18 protein-coding genes are annotated in these 18,982 nt (G+C 63.2%); 3 read left to right on the forward strand and 15 right to left on the reverse strand.

Annotated elements, in window-relative coordinates; genetic code table 11:
- Positions 1-78: 78 nt before the first annotated feature.
- The 15 genes from QRN59_RS03345 to QRN59_RS03415 all read right to left on the reverse strand — a co-directional run bounded on the left by QRN59_RS03345 (position 79) and on the right by QRN59_RS03415 (position 15,989).
- A complete protein-coding gene (locus tag QRN59_RS03345) occupies positions 79-708 on the reverse strand; it encodes a MazG nucleotide pyrophosphohydrolase domain-containing protein (protein ID WP_284981086.1) in 630 nt (209 codons plus the stop codon).
- 142 nt (positions 709-850) lie between these two features.
- Positions 851-2,005: an adenosine deaminase gene (locus QRN59_RS03350; protein WP_284981087.1), complete on the reverse strand. Its 1,155-nt coding sequence runs from the start codon at positions 2,003-2,005 to the stop codon at positions 851-853.
- Positions 2,006-2,033: 28 nt separating this feature from the next.
- On the reverse strand, positions 2,034-2,738 hold the full coding sequence (locus QRN59_RS03355; RefSeq protein ID WP_284981311.1) for a DedA family protein: 705 nt from the start codon (positions 2,736-2,738) through the stop codon (positions 2,034-2,036).
- Between the two features lie 164 nt (positions 2,739-2,902).
- On the reverse strand, positions 2,903-3,553 hold the full coding sequence (locus QRN59_RS03360; protein WP_284981088.1) for a DedA family protein: 651 nt from the start codon (positions 3,551-3,553) through the stop codon (positions 2,903-2,905).
- Between the two features lie 66 nt (positions 3,554-3,619).
- Positions 3,620-4,930 (reverse strand): thymidine phosphorylase, encoded by a 1,311-nt coding sequence (locus QRN59_RS03365; RefSeq protein ID WP_284981089.1) that lies wholly within the window; start codon positions 4,928-4,930, stop codon positions 3,620-3,622.
- Positions 4,927-5,337, reverse strand: a complete 411-nt coding sequence (locus QRN59_RS03370; protein WP_284981090.1) for a cytidine deaminase — start codon at positions 5,335-5,337, stop codon at positions 4,927-4,929. Before QRN59_RS03370 ends, QRN59_RS03365 begins: the two co-directional genes overlap by 4 nt.
- Before the next feature lie 2 nt (positions 5,338-5,339).
- Positions 5,340-6,851: an ABC transporter permease gene (locus QRN59_RS03375; protein ID WP_284981091.1), complete on the reverse strand. Its 1,512-nt coding sequence runs from the start codon at positions 6,849-6,851 to the stop codon at positions 5,340-5,342.
- Entirely contained in the window at positions 6,848-8,221 is a 1,374-nt protein-coding gene (locus tag QRN59_RS03380) for an ABC transporter permease (RefSeq protein WP_502871015.1), read from the reverse strand. The genes QRN59_RS03375 and QRN59_RS03380 overlap by 4 nt, the downstream gene beginning before the upstream one ends.
- Positions 8,214-9,764, reverse strand: coding sequence for an ABC transporter ATP-binding protein (locus tag QRN59_RS03385; RefSeq protein ID WP_284981092.1), 1,551 nt, complete (start codon positions 9,762-9,764; stop codon positions 8,214-8,216). The genes QRN59_RS03380 and QRN59_RS03385 overlap by 8 nt, the downstream gene beginning before the upstream one ends.
- A gap of 164 nt (positions 9,765-9,928) precedes the next feature.
- A complete protein-coding gene (locus QRN59_RS03390; protein ID WP_284981093.1) occupies positions 9,929-11,035 on the reverse strand; it encodes a BMP family lipoprotein in 1,107 nt (368 codons plus the stop codon).
- A gap of 271 nt (positions 11,036-11,306) precedes the next feature.
- Positions 11,307-12,326, reverse strand: a complete 1,020-nt coding sequence (locus QRN59_RS03395) for an NADP-dependent oxidoreductase (RefSeq protein WP_284981094.1) — start codon at positions 12,324-12,326, stop codon at positions 11,307-11,309.
- Positions 12,323-12,754, reverse strand: coding sequence for an organic hydroperoxide resistance protein (locus QRN59_RS03400; protein ID WP_184736494.1), 432 nt, complete (start codon positions 12,752-12,754; stop codon positions 12,323-12,325). Before QRN59_RS03400 ends, QRN59_RS03395 begins: the two co-directional genes overlap by 4 nt.
- Before the next feature lie 46 nt (positions 12,755-12,800).
- A complete protein-coding gene (locus tag QRN59_RS03405; protein WP_284981095.1) occupies positions 12,801-13,235 on the reverse strand; it encodes a MarR family winged helix-turn-helix transcriptional regulator in 435 nt (144 codons plus the stop codon).
- 344 nt (positions 13,236-13,579) lie between these two features.
- Positions 13,580-14,779, reverse strand: coding sequence for an amidohydrolase (locus QRN59_RS03410; protein WP_284981096.1), 1,200 nt, complete (start codon positions 14,777-14,779; stop codon positions 13,580-13,582).
- Between the two features lie 76 nt (positions 14,780-14,855).
- Positions 14,856-15,989: a mannose-1-phosphate guanylyltransferase gene (locus QRN59_RS03415; RefSeq protein ID WP_234751275.1), complete on the reverse strand. Its 1,134-nt coding sequence runs from the start codon at positions 15,987-15,989 to the stop codon at positions 14,856-14,858.
- A 238-nt stretch (positions 15,990-16,227) separates the two neighbouring features.
- Here QRN59_RS03415 and sdhC point away from each other — a divergent pair, with 238 nt between their 5' ends.
- The 3 genes from sdhC to sdhA all read left to right on the forward strand — a co-directional run bounded on the left by sdhC (position 16,228) and on the right by sdhA (position 18,982).
- Positions 16,228-16,608, forward strand: coding sequence for a succinate dehydrogenase, cytochrome b556 subunit (sdhC, locus tag QRN59_RS03420; protein WP_078105987.1), 381 nt, complete (start codon positions 16,228-16,230; stop codon positions 16,606-16,608).
- Between the two features lie 3 nt (positions 16,609-16,611).
- The gene (locus QRN59_RS03425) at positions 16,612-17,091 is read left to right on the forward strand and encodes a succinate dehydrogenase hydrophobic membrane anchor subunit (RefSeq protein ID WP_284981097.1); all 480 of its coding nucleotides are present in this window, start codon (positions 16,612-16,614) and stop codon (positions 17,089-17,091) included.
- A gap of 91 nt (positions 17,092-17,182) precedes the next feature.
- A complete protein-coding gene (sdhA, locus tag QRN59_RS03430) occupies positions 17,183-18,982 on the forward strand; it encodes a succinate dehydrogenase flavoprotein subunit (protein WP_284981099.1) in 1,800 nt (599 codons plus the stop codon).

Consider the following 18,982-nt stretch of genomic DNA (forward strand, 5'->3'; position numbering starts at 1 on the left):
GTGAAGCGATTTACTGGGAATCTTGAGGGAAATTCTCGACGTCCTCGTCGCCACTAGCCTAGTCGAGACCGGCCAAGGTTACGGAACAGCGTCGGACCCCTCACGTTTTGTGGCTTCCCCGTCGCGCCCCTGGTAGCGGCGGACGGCACTGCGCAGGGCCCGTTCGGCGTCGAAACCCTTCTCCCTCGAGCCCGCGACGACGGCGAGCAGCAAGTCTCCAAGCGCAGCTTCGGAGTCGGGAACCTCCACCGCCGCGACTGGACCGCCACTGCGTTCCGGGCCGCCCGCGCGCTCGGCACGGTCAAGCGACTTTTGCGCCAGGGCGAGGGCAGGAAGGTGTGGTGGTATTCCTTCAAAGGGATCCGAACGCCCGGGCTTTTCGGCCTTCTTCACGGCGTCCCATTTTTCGACGATCTCCTCCACGGTGGCCGGGAAGGATTCCTGCAAGGACCCGTCCGGCTTGAAGACGTGCGGGTTGCGCCGCACCATCTTCTCCGTGATGGCGCGTGCGACGTCGTCGAAGGTGAATTGTCCTTGCTCCTCGGCGAGCCGGGCGTGGAGCACCACTTGGAGCAGCACGTCGCCCAGCTCGCCCTGGAGTTCGTCGGCTGTATCGGAACCGGACGCGCCGGCCTCAATCGAGTCGACCACCTCGTACGCTTCCTCGATCAGGTACTCGACGAGGGATTCGTGGGTCAGCGCCCCCATCCACGGACAGTGCTCGCGCAAAGAGGCGATTTTCCCCAGCAACTCCCCAACCTCGCAAGCTCGGCCGGGGACCCCTGCCGCAGTGGGCCCAACCAGCACGTCCGTGGGTCGTTCAGGAGAACCGGCGCCTGCAGGAGTTTGCTTAGCCAAGGTTGGCGTAGGCGTTGTTGATGTACTCCACCAACGCTTCTTTTTCGTCCAGCGGCAGGAACGACGACTCGGCGGCGTTGAGGGTCAGTTCGAGGAGGTCGTCGAGATCGTAGTCGAAGGTCTCCACGAGAAGCTCGAACTCGTCCGTGAGCGTCACGCCGCTCATGAGCCGGTTGTCCGTGTTGATAGTGACGTTGAAGCCCAATTGGTAAAGCATGTCCAGCGGGTGGTTCTCGATGCCCTCGCCGAAGTTCGCGATTGCCCCGGTCTGCAGGTTGGACGAGGGGCAGATTTCCAGCGCGATTCCGCGATCGCGGACCCAGCCGGCCACCTCACCCAAAGTGACCATGCCGACGGTGTCCTCGGCGTCGTCGTCGGCTTCTTCGCCCTCGGCATCTTCGAACTCGACGGTGATGTCCTCCGCAATACGTACGCCGTGGCCCAAGCGCAGGGCGCGGCCGTCCACAAGTGCGGACTGGATGCTTTCCAGGCCCGCGGCTTCGCCGGCGTGCACCGTAGCCGGGAAGTTGTGCTCGGCCAGGTAGGTGAAAGCGTCCTTGAAGCGGGAAGGCAGGAAGCCGTCCTCGGCTCCGGCGATGTCGAAGCCGACAGCTCCGTTGTAACGGTGGCGTACGGCGAGCTCGGCAATTTCCTGGCCGCGGTCCGCGTGGCGCATCGCCGTGATGAGCTGGCCCACCTGGATCTGGCGGCCGGACTCCTCAACGGTGTCCACGCCGGCGTCGAGCCCTTCCTGGACCGCTTCCACAACCTCATCCAGGGTGAGGCCCTTCTGCAGGTGCTGTTCGGGTGCCCAACGGATCTCGCCGTACACGACGCCGTCGTCAGCCAGGTCCTCGACGAATTCCTTGGCGACGCGCGCCAGGCCTTCCTTGGTCTGCATGACAGCAATCGTGTGGTCAAAGGTTTCGAGGTAGCGGACCAAAGAACCGGAGTCGGCGGACTCACGGAACCACTGGCCCAGCGCTACGGGATCCGTGGAAGGCAGGGTGTGGCCGACAGCCTCCGCCAGCTCAATGATGGTGGCCGGGCGCAGTCCCCCGTCCAGATGGTCGTGAAGGGAAACTTTCGGCAGGCTCTTCAGGTCGAAGTCAAGGGCAGGGGCGGCGTCAACAATAGGCTCAGTCACGTCTCAACTCTAGGGGGACGGAAGAAGCTTAGCCAGCAGGGTTCGAGCGCTCGACGCCGGCCGCCGCGTTAACCGCGGTACCCGCGTCTGCTGCAGCTGCTTCCGCAGAAGCTGCTTCCGTCTTCTCGCCGTCCTTCTTTTCCCCGTCCCTCTTTTCAAGGTGCTTGTGCCACCAACGCAAGGTGTGGTCCACAATGACGCCGAGCACTACAGCGAATGCCACGGCAATCCCCACGCCGAGGAGCGGGTTGTTGTGCACCCAGTGGCCGGCCAGGGATCCAATGCCGATCGAATAACCTACCCACGTGAAGCACGCGAAGGCATCCAGGAAGAAGAAGGTCTTGTGGCGGAAGCCGGTCTGTCCAGCGACGTAGTTCACGGCTACCCGGCCCCAGGGTATGTACCGGGCTGTGAAGATAAGCACAGCGCCGCGCTTGTCCAGCTCGTAATGTGCCCAGGCGAACATCTTCTGGACCTTCGGCTTGCGCATCCATTTCCAGCGGTCCAGGCCAATCTTGCGGCCCAGCATGTACGCCATGTTGTCGCCGGCCATGGCCCCGACGAGCGCAGTAGCGCCGAGGAGCCACAGGTTCGGCTCGCCCCGGTGCATGGCAAGGGCCGAGAGCCCTACGATCGCGGTCTCACTGGGAAGGATCGTGGCAAAGCCGTCGATGAAAAAGAAAACCAGGAGCACCGGGTAGATCCACGGTTGCCCGGCGGCATGCTCGAGCATGTGGTTCATGAATTCCACGCAGGCATTGCTCCTCAAGGAAAGTCACACGGTCGCGTGACATAGATCGCTATCCAGTGTCCCACGGCCCGGAGGTCGTTCGCTACGCCCGGCCGGGGTAGAACACAATTTAAGGCTAGCTCGAAAGCTGGAATGGAAGCATCCTGCTACACGAGGGATTCCTCTTCGGGCTCCCCGGTTTCCTCGTCCTCTTCGGTGGAAGGCGTGGCCCCGCGGACTTTGCTGATGATCCGGTCCACGATGATTCCCAGGATGATGGCCGCGCCGATCGCGATAATCGCTCCGAGCAGGTGGTTGTGCTCGAACCATTGGCCGAAGAACACACCGATGGCCACCGAATAACTGGCCCACAGAACGGCAGACATGGCCGTGAGCCCCACAAACATGCCGTGCGGGAAATGGGTTGCACCGGCTGTCAGGTTGACCGCCACGCGGCCGACGGGGATGAACCGGGCCACCATGATCAGCGACGCGGCCCGGCGTCGAAGTTCCCTCCCGGCCCAGCGGAAGGCACCCTGCATCCGTTGGGAACGCGTCCACCGCCAGCGGCGAACACCTACTTTGCGGCCGATCAAGTAGGCGATGTTGTCGCCTGTGAAAGCACCAAGGGCCCCCACCAGGATCAGCAGCCACGTGTTGGGCATCCCCGCGGTCGCGGAGACTGCAGCGAGTCCCACCACCATCGACTCGCTGGGAACCGGCGGGAAGAAACCGTCGATCACGCAGCAGGCAAAAACCAGAAGCAAGACCCAAGGCTGCCCGGCCGCGGCGAGGATGAAGTCGTTGATGGCTTGCACGGTCTTCCTAACGAATGGCCGCAGGGATTATCTCCCGAGCATCCCAAAAATGCCCGGGAGATCAGCCTAGGAAATCCGGTCGATGATGAGCTGTTGTGCCGGCCGTGAGCCTTCCGGCGCGATGAGCACCGCGCCTTCCAAGGCTTCCTTGGCCCGTTCGAACTTTTCCGGGGTGTCGGTCAGGAGGGTCATGAGTGGCTCCCCCGCCCGGACCAGGGCGCCCGGTTTGGCGTGCATCCGCACCCCTGCACCGGCTTGGACGATGTCTTCCTTCCGGGCACGTCCGGCGCCGAGGCGCCACGCAGCCACACCCACGGCCAGGGCGTCGAGTTCCACCAGGACGCCGTCGGCCGGAGCCGGAATGACCTCGGATTCCTTGGCCACCGGCAGGGCAGCACGCGGATCGCCGCCTTGGGCTTCGATCATGCGGTTCCAGACGTCCATCGCGCGGCCGTCCTTGAGGGCGGCCGCGGGGTCGGCGTCGTGCACTCCGGCGCAGGCGAGCATCTCTTCGGCGAGCCTGACAGTCAGCTCGACGACGTCTTCCGGACCGCCGCCCGCAAGCACATCCACCGACTCCTCCACCTCGATGGCATTGCCCGCAGTCAAGCCCAGCGGCGTGCTCATGTTCGTCAGGAGGGCCACCGTGTTGACGCCCGCATCCTTGCCCAGGGCCACCATGGTTTCGGCCAGTTCGCGGGCACGGGCTTCGTCCTTCATGAACGCCCCGGAGCCCACCTTCACGTCGAGCACCAGGGAGCCCGTGCCTTCGGCGATCTTCTTGCTCATGATGGACGAGGCAATCAGGGGAATGGCTTCCACCGTGCCCGTGACGTCGCGCAGGGCATAGAGTTTCTTGTCCGCCGGAGCCAAACCCGTGCCGGCGGCGCAGATGACTGCACCCACGTCCTGCAGCTGGGCCAGGATCTCCTCGTTGCTCAGGTTCGCCCGCCAACCGGGAATTGCTTCGAGCTTGTCGAGCGTGCCGCCCGTGTGGCCCAGTCCCCTGCCGGAAAGCTGGGGAACCGCAACCCCGAAGACCGCCACCAGCGGCGCCAGCGGAAGGGTGATTTTGTCCCCGACGCCCCCGGTGGAGTGTTTGTCGGTGGTGGCCTTCACGCCGCCGTCGGGACGCCGAAGGCTCGAGAAGTCCATCCGCTCGCCCGAGGCGATCATCGCCTCGGTCCAGCGTGAGATCTCGGCACGGTCCATCCCGTTGAGGAGGATGGCCATGTTCAGGGCCGCCATCTGCTCGTCGGCAATGACGCCTCGGGTATAGGCATCGATGGTCCAGTCGATCTGCTCCGGGCTCAAGGTGCCTTTGTCCCGCTTGATGCTGATGATCTGCACGGCATCAAACGCTTCAGTCTGTGTCACCGGTTCTCCTCCAGGTTGTCGGGACCGAAGGCATCCGGCAGCACTTGGTCCATGGTCTTGATGCCCTGCGTTGTCATGAGTTGCATGCCGGGTGCCCGGAATTCATAGAGCAATTGCCTGCACCGGCCACAGGGCATGAGGACATTGCCCTTCGAGTCGACGCAATAGAACGCCCGCAATCTGCCGCCGCCACCCATATGGAGGTCTCCCACCAGGGCGCACTCGGCGCACAGGGTGAGTCCGTAGCTGGCGTTCTCGACGTTGCATCCGCTGACGATCCGCCCGTCCTCGGTGAGTGCGGCGGCCCCCACCGGGAACTTCGAATACGGAGCGTAGGCCTTCCCCATGGCGGTAACCGCGGCGGCCTCGAGGGCCGCCCAGTCCACTTCGCTATCCGTGAGCACCACGGTCAGCCCTTGACGTACGGTATGCCGCTTGCCGCCGGCGGCCGGGACCTGCCCACCAATCCGGCGACGGCGAAGACCGTCAAGGCGTAAGGCAGCATGGCCATGAACTGGCTCGGCACGGGCGATCCGATGATGGTAATGACGCTCTGGAGGTTGTCCGCGAAGCCGAACAGCAACGCGGCCAGGAAGGCGCCGATCGGGTTCCAGCGCCCGAAGATCAGCGCCGCCAGGGCGATATACCCACGGCCACCGGACATATCCTTGCTGAACGCATCCACGGATACCAGGGTGAAGAACGAGCCGCCAATGCCCGCGATCGCACCGCCCATGAGCACGTTCCAGAAACGGGTCCGGTTGACATTGATGCCCACGGTGTCGGCTGCCTGCGGGTGTTCGCCGACGGCCCTCACGCGCAGTCCCCACTTCGTGTGGAAAAGGCCGAGGTAAACGACGATCACGGCGATGTACATCAAATAGCCCACGAGGGACTGGTGGAACAGGATGGGGCCGATGATGGGGATATCGGACAGGAAGGGAATGTCCACCGGGGGCAAACGCCCCGGCTTGTTGAGTCCATCCGGGTCAGCCGTCAGCAGCGTCGAAAAGAGGAAGCTCGTCAGTCCACTGATGAGGACGTTGAGCACGACGCCGACGATGATCTGGTTGACGAGGTACTTGATGCTGACCACGGCCAGGACCAAGGAAACAAGCGTTCCAGCGACGGCCGCCGCGACCAGCCCGGCGTAGACATTGTGCGTCACCGTGGCAACAACGGCCGCGGAGAATGCTCCCAGCAGGAGCTGCCCTTCAATGGCAATGTTGACCACACCGACGCGTTCGCACAGGACGCCGGAAAGGGATCCGAAGACCAGCGGCACGGCCAAGGTTACGGATCCTGCGATCAGTCCGGCGAGGGAGATCGACGGCTCGTCGCCATTTCCGCCGGCCACGATCCAGACCATGAAGCCGATGAGGAACACTGCGGCAAATGTACCGCCCACCCAGCGGGGTGCGGACTTCTTCGCCTGGGTGAGATACACCGTGTAGCCGGCCAGGCCGAGGAGAATCACCGCGGCGATCCAGCCGATGGCCGCCGAAGGAAGCGTGATCTTGGAAACCTTTGCCACTCCGAGCGCGGCAAGGCCGAGGACCACCACGGCGGCGACGGTGGATGCGGGCAACCAACCCGGTACCGTGCCTGAACCCGACGCGAGGCCCGAACGACGGCGAACGAACCACAGGTATCCGAGACCGACCGAAAGCAGAAGGGCCAGGACGAACGTGACCAACGCAGCAACACTGGAGGCCGCTTCATTGGCCGCCTCGGCAATGCCGAAGCCTGCCGACTTCGAATTCGACATGAAACCGAACAGCACGGTTCCGAGGATTGCGAGCAAGGACAGTCCGATTCCGGCCTTCCAGCTCACCAGCTCGGTGGCACCCGTTTTTCCGGGGCTCGCCGGGGCGTTACCGGCGGGTGTGCCACCGCCGGGCTGAGTTGTTGTGGTGCTCATGCTGTTGCAGCTCCGCTCTCGAGTTTTCCGGAGGGGATGCTTCCGGAGCCGGGGCCGCCAGTGGCCTTCTTCTTTTTCCGCGGGTTTAGTCCGAAGATCGCCCGCACCAGGGGCGGTGCCGCGATGAACAGGACGATCAAGGACTGGATGACCAAGACGATGTCGATGGGGGTCTGGGTTTCGGCCTGCATCGCGACGCCTCCCGCACGGAACGCCCCGAACAGGAGCCCGGCGAAGAAGGTTCCCCAGGGCGTCGACCGGCCCAGCAGAGCGACCGTGATGGCATCGAATCCGATGGAAGCCGCGACGCCTCCCGAGAGGTATTTCTCCGTTCCGGATACCTGAGCAATGCCGGCCAGGCCCGCAAGCGCACCCGCAAGCGCCATCACCAGGATCACGGCGCGGGGAACGTTGATTCCAGCGGTGCGTGCTGCGCTCTGGTTGGCGCCCACGGCCCGGAATTCAAAGCCGAGCGTGGAGCGCTTCAGGAGCCACCAGACGAAAACCGTTGCCAGCACGGCAAGGAGGAAGCCCGCGTGGAGCCTGAACTGGGGGCCGAGCAACTCCGGGAACAATGCCGACTGGTCCAGGAAGGGCGAGATCGGGTTGGTCGAGCCCTTGCGCTGGAAAGCCGGAGTGGTCAGGAGGAACAGGAGGAGGAAGTTGGCGATGTAGTTCAGCATGATGGTCACGATGACCTCATGCGCGCCGGTCCGGGCCTTGAGGAGGCCGACGACGCCGCCCCACACCGCGCCGCCGACGAATCCGGCAACGATGACGAGCAGCAAGTGAACCAGGAAAGGCAAGTGCCAGGTGAAGCCCACGTAGGCACCGAACAGCGCGCCAAAGATGATTTGCCCTTGCGCACCGATGTTGAACAGGCCCGCACGGAAGGCCAAGGCCACGCCGAGTCCGGCCAGGATCAGTGGCGTTGACACCGTCAGGGTCTCAGTGATCGGGTACAGCTGGGCTGCGGCGTCGGCCCCGGCCCAGTTGAATATCGACCCCTGGACCAGCGCCACGTAGGGCCTGAAGACCTCGGTGAGCATGTCCCCCGGCTGCGCGAAGAAATAGCCTGCCGTTTCGGCCACTTTGGGGTTGGTCACGGCCATTAGGATTCCGCCGAGCACAATCGCGAGCAGCACGGACAACACCGAGACCATGGCGTTTCCGGTCACGATCTGCCGGAAGACCGAACCACCGGCAGCGTGCGGGATCTGTCCGCCCTGGCTGGTAGCCGGAATCACAGACGGGGCCATTGCGCCGTCCGCCGTGTCCAGTGCGACGTCCAGGACGACCTCGTCGTCCAATGTTTCCGGGCGCTCCGGCTCGACTTCGTTTTCTTGTCGAGGGGTGTTGGACTCAGACATGTGTTCCTCCCTCGAGGGTCTTGTGCGCAGTCAGTTCTGCCTCATGTTCCGGAACGCCGGCCATCATCAAGCCCAGCACATCGCGGGAGGTACCGGCGGGAACGATCCCCACAAGCTTTCCCCGGTAGAGAACGGCGATCCTGTCGGCGAGCTCAAGCACTTCATCGAGCTCTGTGGACACGATCATCACCGGAGTTCCGTTATCCCGTTCGGCAATGACCCGCTTGTGCACGAATTCGATGGAGCCGACGTCGAGGCCCCGGGTGGGCTGCGATGCGATGAAAAGCCTCAATGGCCGGGACAGTTCCCTAGCCAGGACCACCTTTTGCTGGTTGCCTCCGGAGAGCGTACCCACGGCGACATCGATCGACGGCGTCCGCACATCGAACTCCTCGACCTTCTTCTCCGCGTGGGAAGCAATCAAGGCCGGTTTCATACCGATGCCTTGGGCAAAAGGCGGCTTGTCGTACAAGTCCAGGATCATGTTCTCGGAAATGGAAAATGTTCCCACCAGGCCGTCGATCTTGCGGTCCTCAGGGACGAACCCGACGCCGGCGGACAGAACCTGTTTGACGCTCTTGCCGAGCAGTTCGACGTCGTCGAGGACGATGGATCCGGTGACGTGCTGCTGGACGCCGAGGATGGCTTCCGTGAGCTCCGTCTGGCCGTTGCCTTGGACACCGGCGATGGCGAGCACTTCACCCTTGGCGATGTCGAAACTCAGCCCGTCCACGACGTGCTGGCCATTGTGGTCCACGACGGTCAGGTTCCGGACCTTGAAGGTCGCCTCCCCCGGTTGGGCTGGCTTCTTTTCCAGGGTCAGGCTGACCGCCCGGCCCACCATCGCCGAGGCGAGTTCCGTCGGGGACGCCGAGGGATCAGCCGAGCCCACTACTTTGCCACGCCGGATCACCGTGATGATGTCCGATATTTCCTTGACCTCACGCAGCTTGTGCGAAATGAAGACAATCGATTTTCCGGCCGCCTTGAGCTGCCGGATGATGTCCAGGAGCTCATCGGTTTCCTGCGGAGTGAGAACCGCGGTCGGTTCATCGAGAATCAGGACTTCGGCGTCGCGCACTAGTGCCTTGATGATCTCGACCCGTTGCTGCACGCCCACGGGCAGGTCTTCCACGAGGGCATCGGGGTCGACGTGGAATCCGTACTGCTTGGAAATCTCGGAGATCCTGCGGCGGGTTTCATCCAGGTTCAGGAAGCCGGCTGCCTTGGTGGCTTCGTTTCCCAGCGCGACATTTTCGGCGACCGTGAATACCGGAATCAGCATGAAGTGCTGGTGGACCATTCCGATCCCTGCCGCCATGGCATCTCCGGGACCCTTGAAAACGACCGGCTTGCCGTCGACCAGGATTTCGCCGTCACTGGGATCGTAGAGTCCGTAAAGGACATTCATCAGGGTGGATTTACCGGCACCGTTTTCGCCGAGGAGGCAATGGACTTGGCCGGGTTCAACCACGAGATCGATGTGGTCATTGGCTACGAGGGATCCGAAGCGCTTCGTGATCCCTTTCAGTTCGAGTTTCAAAACTCCAACCCATCTATAAAGGATGGCTCCTCGTCATCACCGTGCTCCCAGCATAGTGCTCGGCCAAAGAGTGTCGAAGAGCAAAAGTGAAGGCAACGCAGAACGCGCTGCCCTTCTGCCAAAACTCGGCTGAAGGGCAGCGCGACGCGGTTTAGCCCGGATTTTTACTTGGGGCTGGACTTCGATTCGACCTTGACTGCGCCGGAGATGATGTCCTTCTTCAACTGGTCAAGATCGCTCTTCATGTCGGCCGGCACTGCGGAGTCGAGATCGTGGAACGGGGCAAGCGCCACGCCCCCGTTGTCGAGCGTGCCAACGTAGGGGCTGGGGTCGAACTTGCCGTCCTTGTCGGCCTTGATGACCGTTTCAACGGCGGTCGCCATGGTCTTCTGGACCGAAGTCAGGATGACCGACTTGTAGGCGGGTGCGGTCAGGTAGCCATCCGAGTCGACCCAGATCAGCTTTGCGTCCGTGCCTTTTGCCTTGGCGTCAAGGATCGCGCTTCCGGCGCCTGCTCCAACCGGACCAGCGACGGGAAGGACGACGTCGGCCCCTTGGTCGAGGAATCCTTGGGTGAGGACCTTGCCCTTGTCGACCTGCTTGAAGTCGCCGACGAACGTTCCGTCCTGCTTGTCCTTGTCCCAGCCAAGCAGCTGGACGGACTTGCCCTTCTTCTGGTTGTAGTACTTCACCCCGTCAGAGAAGCCGTCCATGAAGATGCTCACGGTGGGGATGTTGAGACCACCGAAGGTGGCAACCTTGCCCGTCTTGGAAGTGCCGGCAGCGAGGTACCCGGCCAGGAACGCGGCCTGGGCCGTGTCATAGACAATCGGCTTGACGTTCTTCGGGAAGGTGGGGTCCGAGTAGTCGATGATGGCGAAGTGGCTGTTCGGGTTCGCCGTCGCAATGTTCTTCGTGGCGTCGCCCAGCAGGAAGCCGACCGTAACGGTTAGCTTGCAGCCTTGCTGGACCATGGAACGAAGGTTGGGGTCGTAGTCCGTGTCGGCCTTGGACTGGACGTGCTTCTCCTGGATGCTCAGGTCCTTGGCTGCCGCCTGAAGGCCCTCGTAGCCTGACTGGTTGAACGACTTGTCATCGAAGCCGCCGGAGTCGGACACCATGCATGCGGTGTAGTCCGACTTGGTGGCGCTGCCCGAGCTCGAAGCAGACGGTGCGCTACCGCAGCCTGCCAGCAAAAGTGCAGCGGCGCCCGCAGTTGCGACGCCTGCAAATGAACCGCGCTTTAGTGTGGCACGCAGTGATTGCTTCAATTTTCCTCCAGGAAGAAAGTGATTGATGCTACGACAGTTGGTCAATGAGTGTCCGTTTCGAAAACTCGAGTCTGAAATTCTGTTTTCACTGATGCTTCGCAGCACTGCGCCTGGGGCGCACTGATGGCACAACTTTAGTGGGATTGAACACACCCGGGTAACACAAAAGCCCAACAACCCGAAGATCGTTGAGCTTTTGTTACCAAGCAGTAGAGGAACTCCCAGCCAACGGCCCTAGGATGCCCGCCCGCGGCCGCTAGTCGGTGCAGGCTCAGTGCAGGCGGACCAGCATCTTGCCGGTGTTGACTCCGTCCAGGAGGTCGATGAAGGCCTTCGGCGCGTTCTCGAGCCCGTCGACGATCGTCTCGTCGTAGCGGACCGTTCCGTCAGCCAGCCATCCGGCCATCTTCTCGGCGAACTCGGCGGCGTGCTGCCGCTGGCCGCCCACCAGGAAGCCACGGAGGGTCAATTGCTTTCCGATGGCCACGGCCAGGTTCCGCGGGCCCGGTGTGGGCTCCGTGGAGTTGTACTGCGAAATGGCACCGCACATTGCTACGCGGCCACCCACAGTGAGGACTGCGAGGGCGGCCTCGAGGTGTTCGCCGCCGACGTTGTCGAAGTAGACGTCGATGCCGCGCTCCCCCGCTGCGTCACGGAGCTGCTTCGCCACCGGACCGTCGTGATAGTCGAAGGCCGCGTCGAAGCCCAGTTCCAGCAAGCGCGCCACCTTCTCCGGGGAACCGGCGCTGCCGATCACCCTGGAGGCGCCCATGGCCTTCGCGACCTGGCCGACAATCGAACCCACGGCGCCTGCGGCACCGGAAACGAAGACGACGTCCCCGGCTTTGAACTCGGCCACCTTAAGCAGCCCGGCATACGCCGTCAGGCCCGTCATCCCAAGCGCTCCGAGGAATGCCGACGTCGGCGCCAGGCCGGCCGGAACCGGCGTCGCGCTTGTCGCATCCACCACGGAATATTCGCGCCAGCCGAGCTGGTGCACGACGACGTCACCCACCTTGAGCGCCTCGGAACGGGACGCGATCACCTCACCCACCGCACCGCCGTCGAGCGCTGCGTCGAGTCGGAAAGGCGCCGAATAGGACTTCGCGTCGTTCATGCGGCCGCGCATGTAGGGATCGACCGACATGAACTCGTTGCGGACCAGGATCTGGCCGTCCTGCAGCTCCGGCAAATCGGTCTCGGCCAGCCGGAAGTTCTCCTGGACGGGGCGTCCTTGAGGCCGGGATGCCAGCTGGATTTCGCGGGTGCTCTTGGTAACAGCGGCGCTCATGCGGCCACCTCCACAAGCTTGATGTCGACGGCGATGTTCCCGCGGGTTGCGTTGGAATAGGGGCAGATCTGGTGGGCCTTGGCCACGAGCTGCTCGGCGGTTTCCCGGTCGAGGGCAGGCAGCGCGATCTCAAGCTCAGCGGCGAGCCCGTATCCCTCGCTGCCCTCCAAGGCACCGAAATGGATCTTGGCTGCCACGGCGGAATCACTCAGATCCACCCGGGCCTTGCGTCCCACCAGCCTGAGTGCCGAGTGGAAGCATGCCGCGTACCCGGCTGCGAAAAGTTGCTCAGGGTTGGTGCCCTGGCCGTTTCCGCCCAGTTCCACCGGGCTGGCGAGTGCTACGTCCAGCTTGCCGTCATTGGTGCGTGCGTTGCCGTCGCGGCCTTCACCGGAGGCAAGCGCCTCGGCTGTGTACAAAGTCTTCACTGTGGTTCCTTTTCCTTTGTTGGGGTGGACGTGTTGGGATGGACGATCAGATGGCTGAATGGAGCGCTGCGGTAAGTCGGCCCAGGGTGTCGTGAAGCTGCGCAAGCTCGGCGGCGCTCAAGCCCGCGGCATCGGCGAGGCGTTGCGGAACAGCCCCCGCCCGGGCACTAAGGGCCCGCCCGGCGTCGCTCAAGTGGATCTCGACGCGACGCTCGTCTTCGGCTGAACGGCGGCGCTCCACGAAGCCCAAGGCTTCAAGCCTCTTCAGCAGCGGTGACAAGGTGCCCGAGTCGAGTCCCAGCTCGGTGCCCAGTTCCCGGACGCTTCGAGGCGCATTTTCCCAGAGCACCAGCATCACGAGGTACTGCGGATACGTCAGCCCAAGCTCATCCAGCACCGGCCGGTAGACCGCCGTGGCCGCCTTCGATGCGGAATACAGCGCGAAACAGACCTGGCGGTCGAGGCGTGGGGCTTCACTCATGGCTATAACGATAGCTCACAATTAAATTGTGCACAACTCAAATGGAGCCGCAACGCCCGCTCACAAACAACCCCACCCCCGCCAACGCCCGCTCACAAACAACCCGTTCCCCGCCAACGCCCGCTCACAAACAAGCCGTTCCCCGCCAACGCCCGCTCACAAACAAGCCCAAAAGACGGGATCCTCCTGCAGATGATCTGCACGAGGATCCCCGGCCTTTCGGCCAAAAGTGAGCGGGCGTCTGGCCAGAACCCGGTATTAGTGAGCGGGCGTCCGGGCAGAACCCGGTATTAGTGAGCGGGCGTCGGGCCAAAACCCGGTATTAGTGAGCGGGCGTCGCAGTTTTAGAGATCCCGGATGGTTCGCAATGCCGCGGCGGCCAAGACTTGGATTGCGAAGCCGAGGGCACGCTCGTCCACAATGAAGTCACCGCGGTGGAGATCGTATTCCTCGCCGCCGGGGGTGTGGGTTCCGAGGCGCATCATGGCACCCGGCAGGTCAGCCAGGAACCAGGCGAAGTCCTCGCCGCCCATGGACTGGGGCGTCAGGACGACGGCGTGCTCGCCGAGTTCCGCGCGGGCCGCGGCCTCGATGATGGCTGTCTCGTGTTCCGAGTTGACCACGGGAGGGACGCCGCGCGTGTGCTCGAGGTGCACATCCACACCGTACGGCGCGGCAACTTGCTGGACGACGTCGTCGAGCAGTTCCCCTGCGCTGTGCCAAGCGTCCCTGTCGAGGCAACGCATAGTGCCGGCCATGTAACCGTTGGCCGGGATCGCGTTGGGTGCGGAACCTGCCGCGATTTGGCCCCACACCACCGAAACGCCGCTGCGCACATCCACGCGACGGGAAAGCACGGCCGGGACGTTGACGGCGATTTGGGCCAGCGCAAAGACCAGGTCTTCGGTCAAATGCGGACGGGAAGTATGGCCGCCACGTCCGGTCAGTTCGATTTTGATGGTGTCCGAGGCCGAAGTGATGGCGCCGATGCGCGTGCCGATCTTGCCGACGTTGATCCGCGGATCGCAGTGCAGCGCCAGAATCCGCGGGACACCCTGGAGCACGCCCTGCTCGATGCAGGACAGGGCGCCGCCGGGCATGGTTTCCTCAGCCGGCTGGAAGATGATGCGCACCGTTCCGCCCAAAGGGGATTCCTGGTGCATGGCGTGCAGCACCAAGGCAATGCCAAGCATGCTCGTGGTGTGGACGTCATGCCCGCACGCGTGGGTGACACCGTGGTTCTTCGACGCGAACGGAAGGCCTGTCTCTTCGATGATGGGGAGGGCGTCGATGTCGCCGCGCAGGGCCGTTGCGATGGGCCCCTCGCCGACGTCGACCGTCAGCCCCGATCCTTCCAAGCGACGGGGTTCAAGTCCGGCCGCTTCGAGCCGTTCAACCAACTTGTCCGTGGTGCGAAATTCCTTGAAGGAAAGTTCGGGGTGCGCATGCAGATCCCTCCGGAATTCAATGAGTTCCGGCAAGAGATCGTCAAGCCACGGCTTCACCACAGGGGTCGGCTCGGTTTCGGTAGTGAAATTGCGCACCTCACAACTCTAGCCATCCGCGCCCTCCGAATAGCGAAAGGGGTCTCTTGGTTACGGACAGTGCCGCAAGCGCGCGCTAGAGAACGTCGGTGTCCCCGCTGGCCTTGAGTGCGTCCACCGCACCCTTGACCCGCTGGGCGTGCTCCTTCGTGGTGACGAGCAGCGCGTCCGGCGTATCGACGATCACGACGTCCTTGATCCCGATAAGGGCGATCACGCGCTTGGTATCGGAGACAACCACGCCGCTGGCGTTCTCAGTGAAGACACGGGCGCCTTCGCCGAGGACCGTCACCTCATCGACGTCGCCGGCATTGTTGAGGCGACCGATCGCGGCGAAGTCTCCGACGTCGTCCCAGCGGAAGGTACCGGGCACGACGGCGACATCCCCCGCCGCTGCGGCGGGTTCCGCCACGGCATAGTCAATGGCAATCTTCGGCAACGTAGGCCACACCCGAGCGGTCACTTCATCGCGCTCCGGGGTGTCCCAGGCATCGGCGATTTCCTGCAGCCCGGCAAACAAGACCGGCTGGTTTGCCTCCAGGTGCTTGAGCATGAGTGCAACGGGGGCGACGAACATGCCGGCATTCCAGACGTAGTCGCCCGTCTCGAGGTACTTCTTGGCGATGTCCTCGCTCGGCTTCTCGACGAATTCGACCACAGCGTGCGCGTTTGGTGCGTCGTCAATATTGAGCAAGTCGCCGGTGCGGATGTAACCGAACCCGGTCGAAGGGTGCGTGGGCTTGATGCCGATGGTGACGATTTTTCCGGCAGCCGCGGTGTGGATGGCCTCGCGGACCGTCTCCTGGAAGAGGTTGTCCGGGCTGATGACATGGTCGGCGGCGAAGGAACCCATGATGGTGTCCGGGTCGCGACGGTAAAGGATGGCGGCGGCGAGGCCGATCGCGGCTCCCGAGTCCTTCGGTTCGCTTTCGAGGACCAATTCGTCGTCGCCCACTTCGGGAAGCTGGCGGCAGACAGCAACCCGGTGCGCCACACCCGTAACCACCAGCACGCGGTTGCCGGCCAACGGTTCGAGACGGTCGTAGGTTGCCCGCAGAAGGGTGCTTCCCGAACCCGTGAGGTCATGCAGGAATTTGGGCGCAGCTGCACGCGAAAGGGGCCACAGGCGCGTGCCCACTCCGCCGGCCGGAATAACCGCATGGAAGTGACGCAATGGCGATTCGAGGCTTGCAGCGTTTTCTATACTCACCGCAACACCTTATCGGACACCCGCGCAAGTCCCACTTTGTGGTCTTCGTCTCACCCCCGCGGCGAAAAGACCGGAATTCAGGCGAACACCCGCACTCTCGTTACAAGAAGGGGCGCCTAAATTGAATAAGCTGTGAGCGAAGCCTAGATTTAGGCTGAGCTACGAGTGCTCTCGCGGCTGGCGTTCCCCCCGCATGGATCCCGTGCAAGCGCCGCTGTGTTGCAGGAAGGTTTATTCAGTGCCGACAAAACCAGCTGGCACCTTGTACCGCGGCCGTGAAGGCATGTGGTCCTGGGTTGGACACCGTATTACCGGTGTTGTGATCTTTTTCTTCTTGTTGGTCCATGTGCTGGACACCTCATTGGTGCGTGTGTCCCCGGAGGCCTACACCGCCGTTATCGGCGCCTACAAGAACCCCCTCATGGCCCTGGGCGAGACGGGCCTCGTCGCAGCGATCGTTTTCCACGCCTTCAATGGCCTGCGCGTCATCGCCATTGACTTCTGGAAGAAGGGCGCAAAGTACCAGCGCCAGATGCTGTGGACCGTCCTGGTACTGTGGCTGGTCGTTTTCGGGGCCTTCGCCATCCGCCACCTGTCCCTCGCACTGGGAGGCCACTAAGCCATGAGTACTGACATTCAGACCCCACGCAGTGGAAAAATCGGCAGCGGGAAGATCGCACCGCAGTACCGTCGCGGCACCGGTTCCAAGGGGAACTTCGAGATGTTCGCGTGGTTGTTCATGCGGCTCTCCGGCGTCGTGCTCGTAGTCCTGATCTTCGGCCACCTCTTTGTGAACCTCATGGTGGGCGAGGGCATCCACGGCATCGACTTCGGCTTCGTGGCCGGCAAGTGGGCCGACCCGTTCTGGCAGTTCTGGGACCTGGCCATGCTGTGGCTCGCCATGCTGCACGGCACCAACGGCGTTCGCACCATCATCAACGACTACGCCGAGAAGGACGCCACCCGCCTCTGGCTCAAGGTGGTCCTTTACGCGGCTACCGTCGTCATCGTCGTTCTTGGCACGCTGGTGATCTTCACGTTCAACCCGTGCCCCGTCGTCAACGGCGTTCAGCTGCCGGGCGGGTTCTGCCCGGCGCCGTAGGGCTCCGCTGCACCACCGGCGAGTCCGGCTGTGCACAACACGCGGAGCAGGCTCCGCCGACCATCTGACTTAGAGAGAAAGAGCATCTGGTATGCAGGTCCATAAGTACGACGTCGTTATTGTCGGTGCCGGCGGCGCCGGCATGCGCGCCGCGATCGAATCCGGTCAGCGCGCACGCACCGCAGTACTGACCAAGCTCTACCCCACCCGTTCCCACACTGGCGCGGCCCAGGGCGGCATGTGTGCAGCCCTGGCCAACGTCGAAGAGGACAACTGGGAGTGGCACACATTCGACACCATCAAGGGTGGAGACTACCTGGTTGACCAGGATGCAGCCGAGGTCATGGCGAAGGAAGCCATCGACGCCGTGCTGGACCTGGAGAAGATGGGCTTGCCGTTCAACCGCACGCCCGAAGGCCGCATTGACCAGCGCCGTTTCGGTGGCCACACCCGTGACCACGGCAAGGCTCCGGTCCGCCGCGCCTGCTACGCAGCAGACCGCACCGGCCACATGATCCTGCAGACGCTGTACCAAAACTGCGTCAAGCACAACGTTGAGTTCTACAACGAGTACTACGTCCTGGACCTGCTGACCGTCGAGGAAGACGCCGTCCGCGAAGACGGAACGCCGTACAAGCAGAAGCGCGTTGCCGGCGTCGTGTCCTACGACCTCGCCTCCGGCGAATTGCACGTCTTCCAGGCCAAGTCCGTGGTGTTCGCCTCGGGCGGCGCGGGCAAGGTCTTCAAGACCACCTCCAACGCCCACACCTTGACCGGTGACGGCATGGGTATCGCTTTCCGCCGCGGAATCCCGCTGGAGGACATGGAGTTCTTCCAGTTCCACCCGACCGGTCTCGCAGGCTTGGGCATCCTCCTCTCGGAAGCTGCCCGCGGCGAGGGCGCGATCCTTCGCAACTCCGAGGGTGAGCGTTTCATGGAACGCTACGCCCCCACCATCAAGGACCTCGCTCCCCGCGACATCGTGGCCCGTTCCATGGCAAACGAAGTCCGCGAAGGACGCGGCTGCGGCCCGAACAAGGACTACGTCCTCCTCGACCTCACGCACCTTGAGCCCGCCCACATTGACGCGAAGCTTCCGGACATCACCGAATTCGCGCGCACCTACCTCGGTGTCGAACCGTACACGGAACCGGTTCCGGTGTTCCCGACGGCGCACTACGCCATGGGCGGCATCCCCACCAACATCACCACTGAGGTCCTGCAGGACAACGACACCATCGTGCCAGGCCTGTACGCAGCCGGTGAAGTTGCTTGTGTCTCCGTCCACGGCTCCAACCGTTTGGGTACCAATTCGCTTCTGGACATCAACGTCTTTGGCAAGCGTGCGGGCATTGCCGCCGCCGAGTACGCCAAGACGGCTGACTTCGTGGAGCTCCCGGAAGACCCGGAGTCATACACGCTGGATCTACTGAACCACGTCCGCACTTCCGATGGCGGCGAAAGGGTTGCCGCGATCCGCAAGGAACTGCAGGACACCATGGATGCCAACATGCAGGTGTTCCGTACTGCGGACACCCTGAACCAGGTGCTCAAGGACATCGCGTCCCTTGAAGAGCGCTACTCGCGCATCAGCGTCCAGGACAAGGGAAAGCGCTTCAACCTTGATCTGCTCGAAGCGGTGGAACTGGGCTTCCTCCTGGAACTGGCCAAAGTCATGACGGTTGCTGCCCTGCACCGCGAGGAGTCCCGTGGAGGCCACTTCCGGGAGGACTTCCCGGAGCGCGACGACGAAAAATTCATGAAGCACTCCATGGCGTATAAGGACGAGCACGCTCCAGCGGACGGATCTGCGGAAGCAATCGCGGGCATCCGACTCGGCACCAAGCCTGTTGTCTTTACGCGCTACGAGCCGATGGTGAGGAAGTACTAA

Origin of the sequence: Arthrobacter sp. efr-133-TYG-118 (assembly GCF_030209755.1) — a bacterium.
GTDB lineage: Bacteria > Actinomycetota > Actinomycetes > Actinomycetales > Micrococcaceae > Arthrobacter.

Excerpts from the sequence above, each read along its gene's own strand:
- QRN59_RS03375 (WP_284981091.1), bottom strand. The coding sequence starts at position 6,851 with ATGAGCACCACAACAACTCAGCCCGGCGGTGGCACACCCGCCGGTAAC.
- sdhA (WP_284981099.1), top strand. The coding sequence starts at position 17,183 with ATGCAGGTCCATAAGTACGACGTCGTTATTGTCGGTGCCGGCGGCGCC.
- QRN59_RS03405 (WP_284981095.1), bottom strand. The coding sequence starts at position 13,235 with ATGAGTGAAGCCCCACGCCTCGACCGCCAGGTCTGTTTCGCGCTGTAT.
- QRN59_RS03425 (WP_284981097.1), top strand. The coding sequence starts at position 16,612 with ATGAGTACTGACATTCAGACCCCACGCAGTGGAAAAATCGGCAGCGGG.
- QRN59_RS03355 (WP_284981311.1), bottom strand. The coding sequence starts at position 2,738 with ATGCTCGAGCATGCCGCCGGGCAACCGTGGATCTACCCGGTGCTCCTG.
- QRN59_RS03345 (WP_284981086.1), bottom strand. The coding sequence starts at position 708 with ATGGGGGCGCTGACCCACGAATCCCTCGTCGAGTACCTGATCGAGGAA.
- QRN59_RS03380 (WP_502871015.1), bottom strand. The coding sequence starts at position 8,221 with ATGTCTGAGTCCAACACCCCTCGACAAGAAAACGAAGTCGAGCCGGAG.
- QRN59_RS03395 (WP_284981094.1), bottom strand. The coding sequence starts at position 12,326 with ATGAGCGCCGCTGTTACCAAGAGCACCCGCGAAATCCAGCTGGCATCC.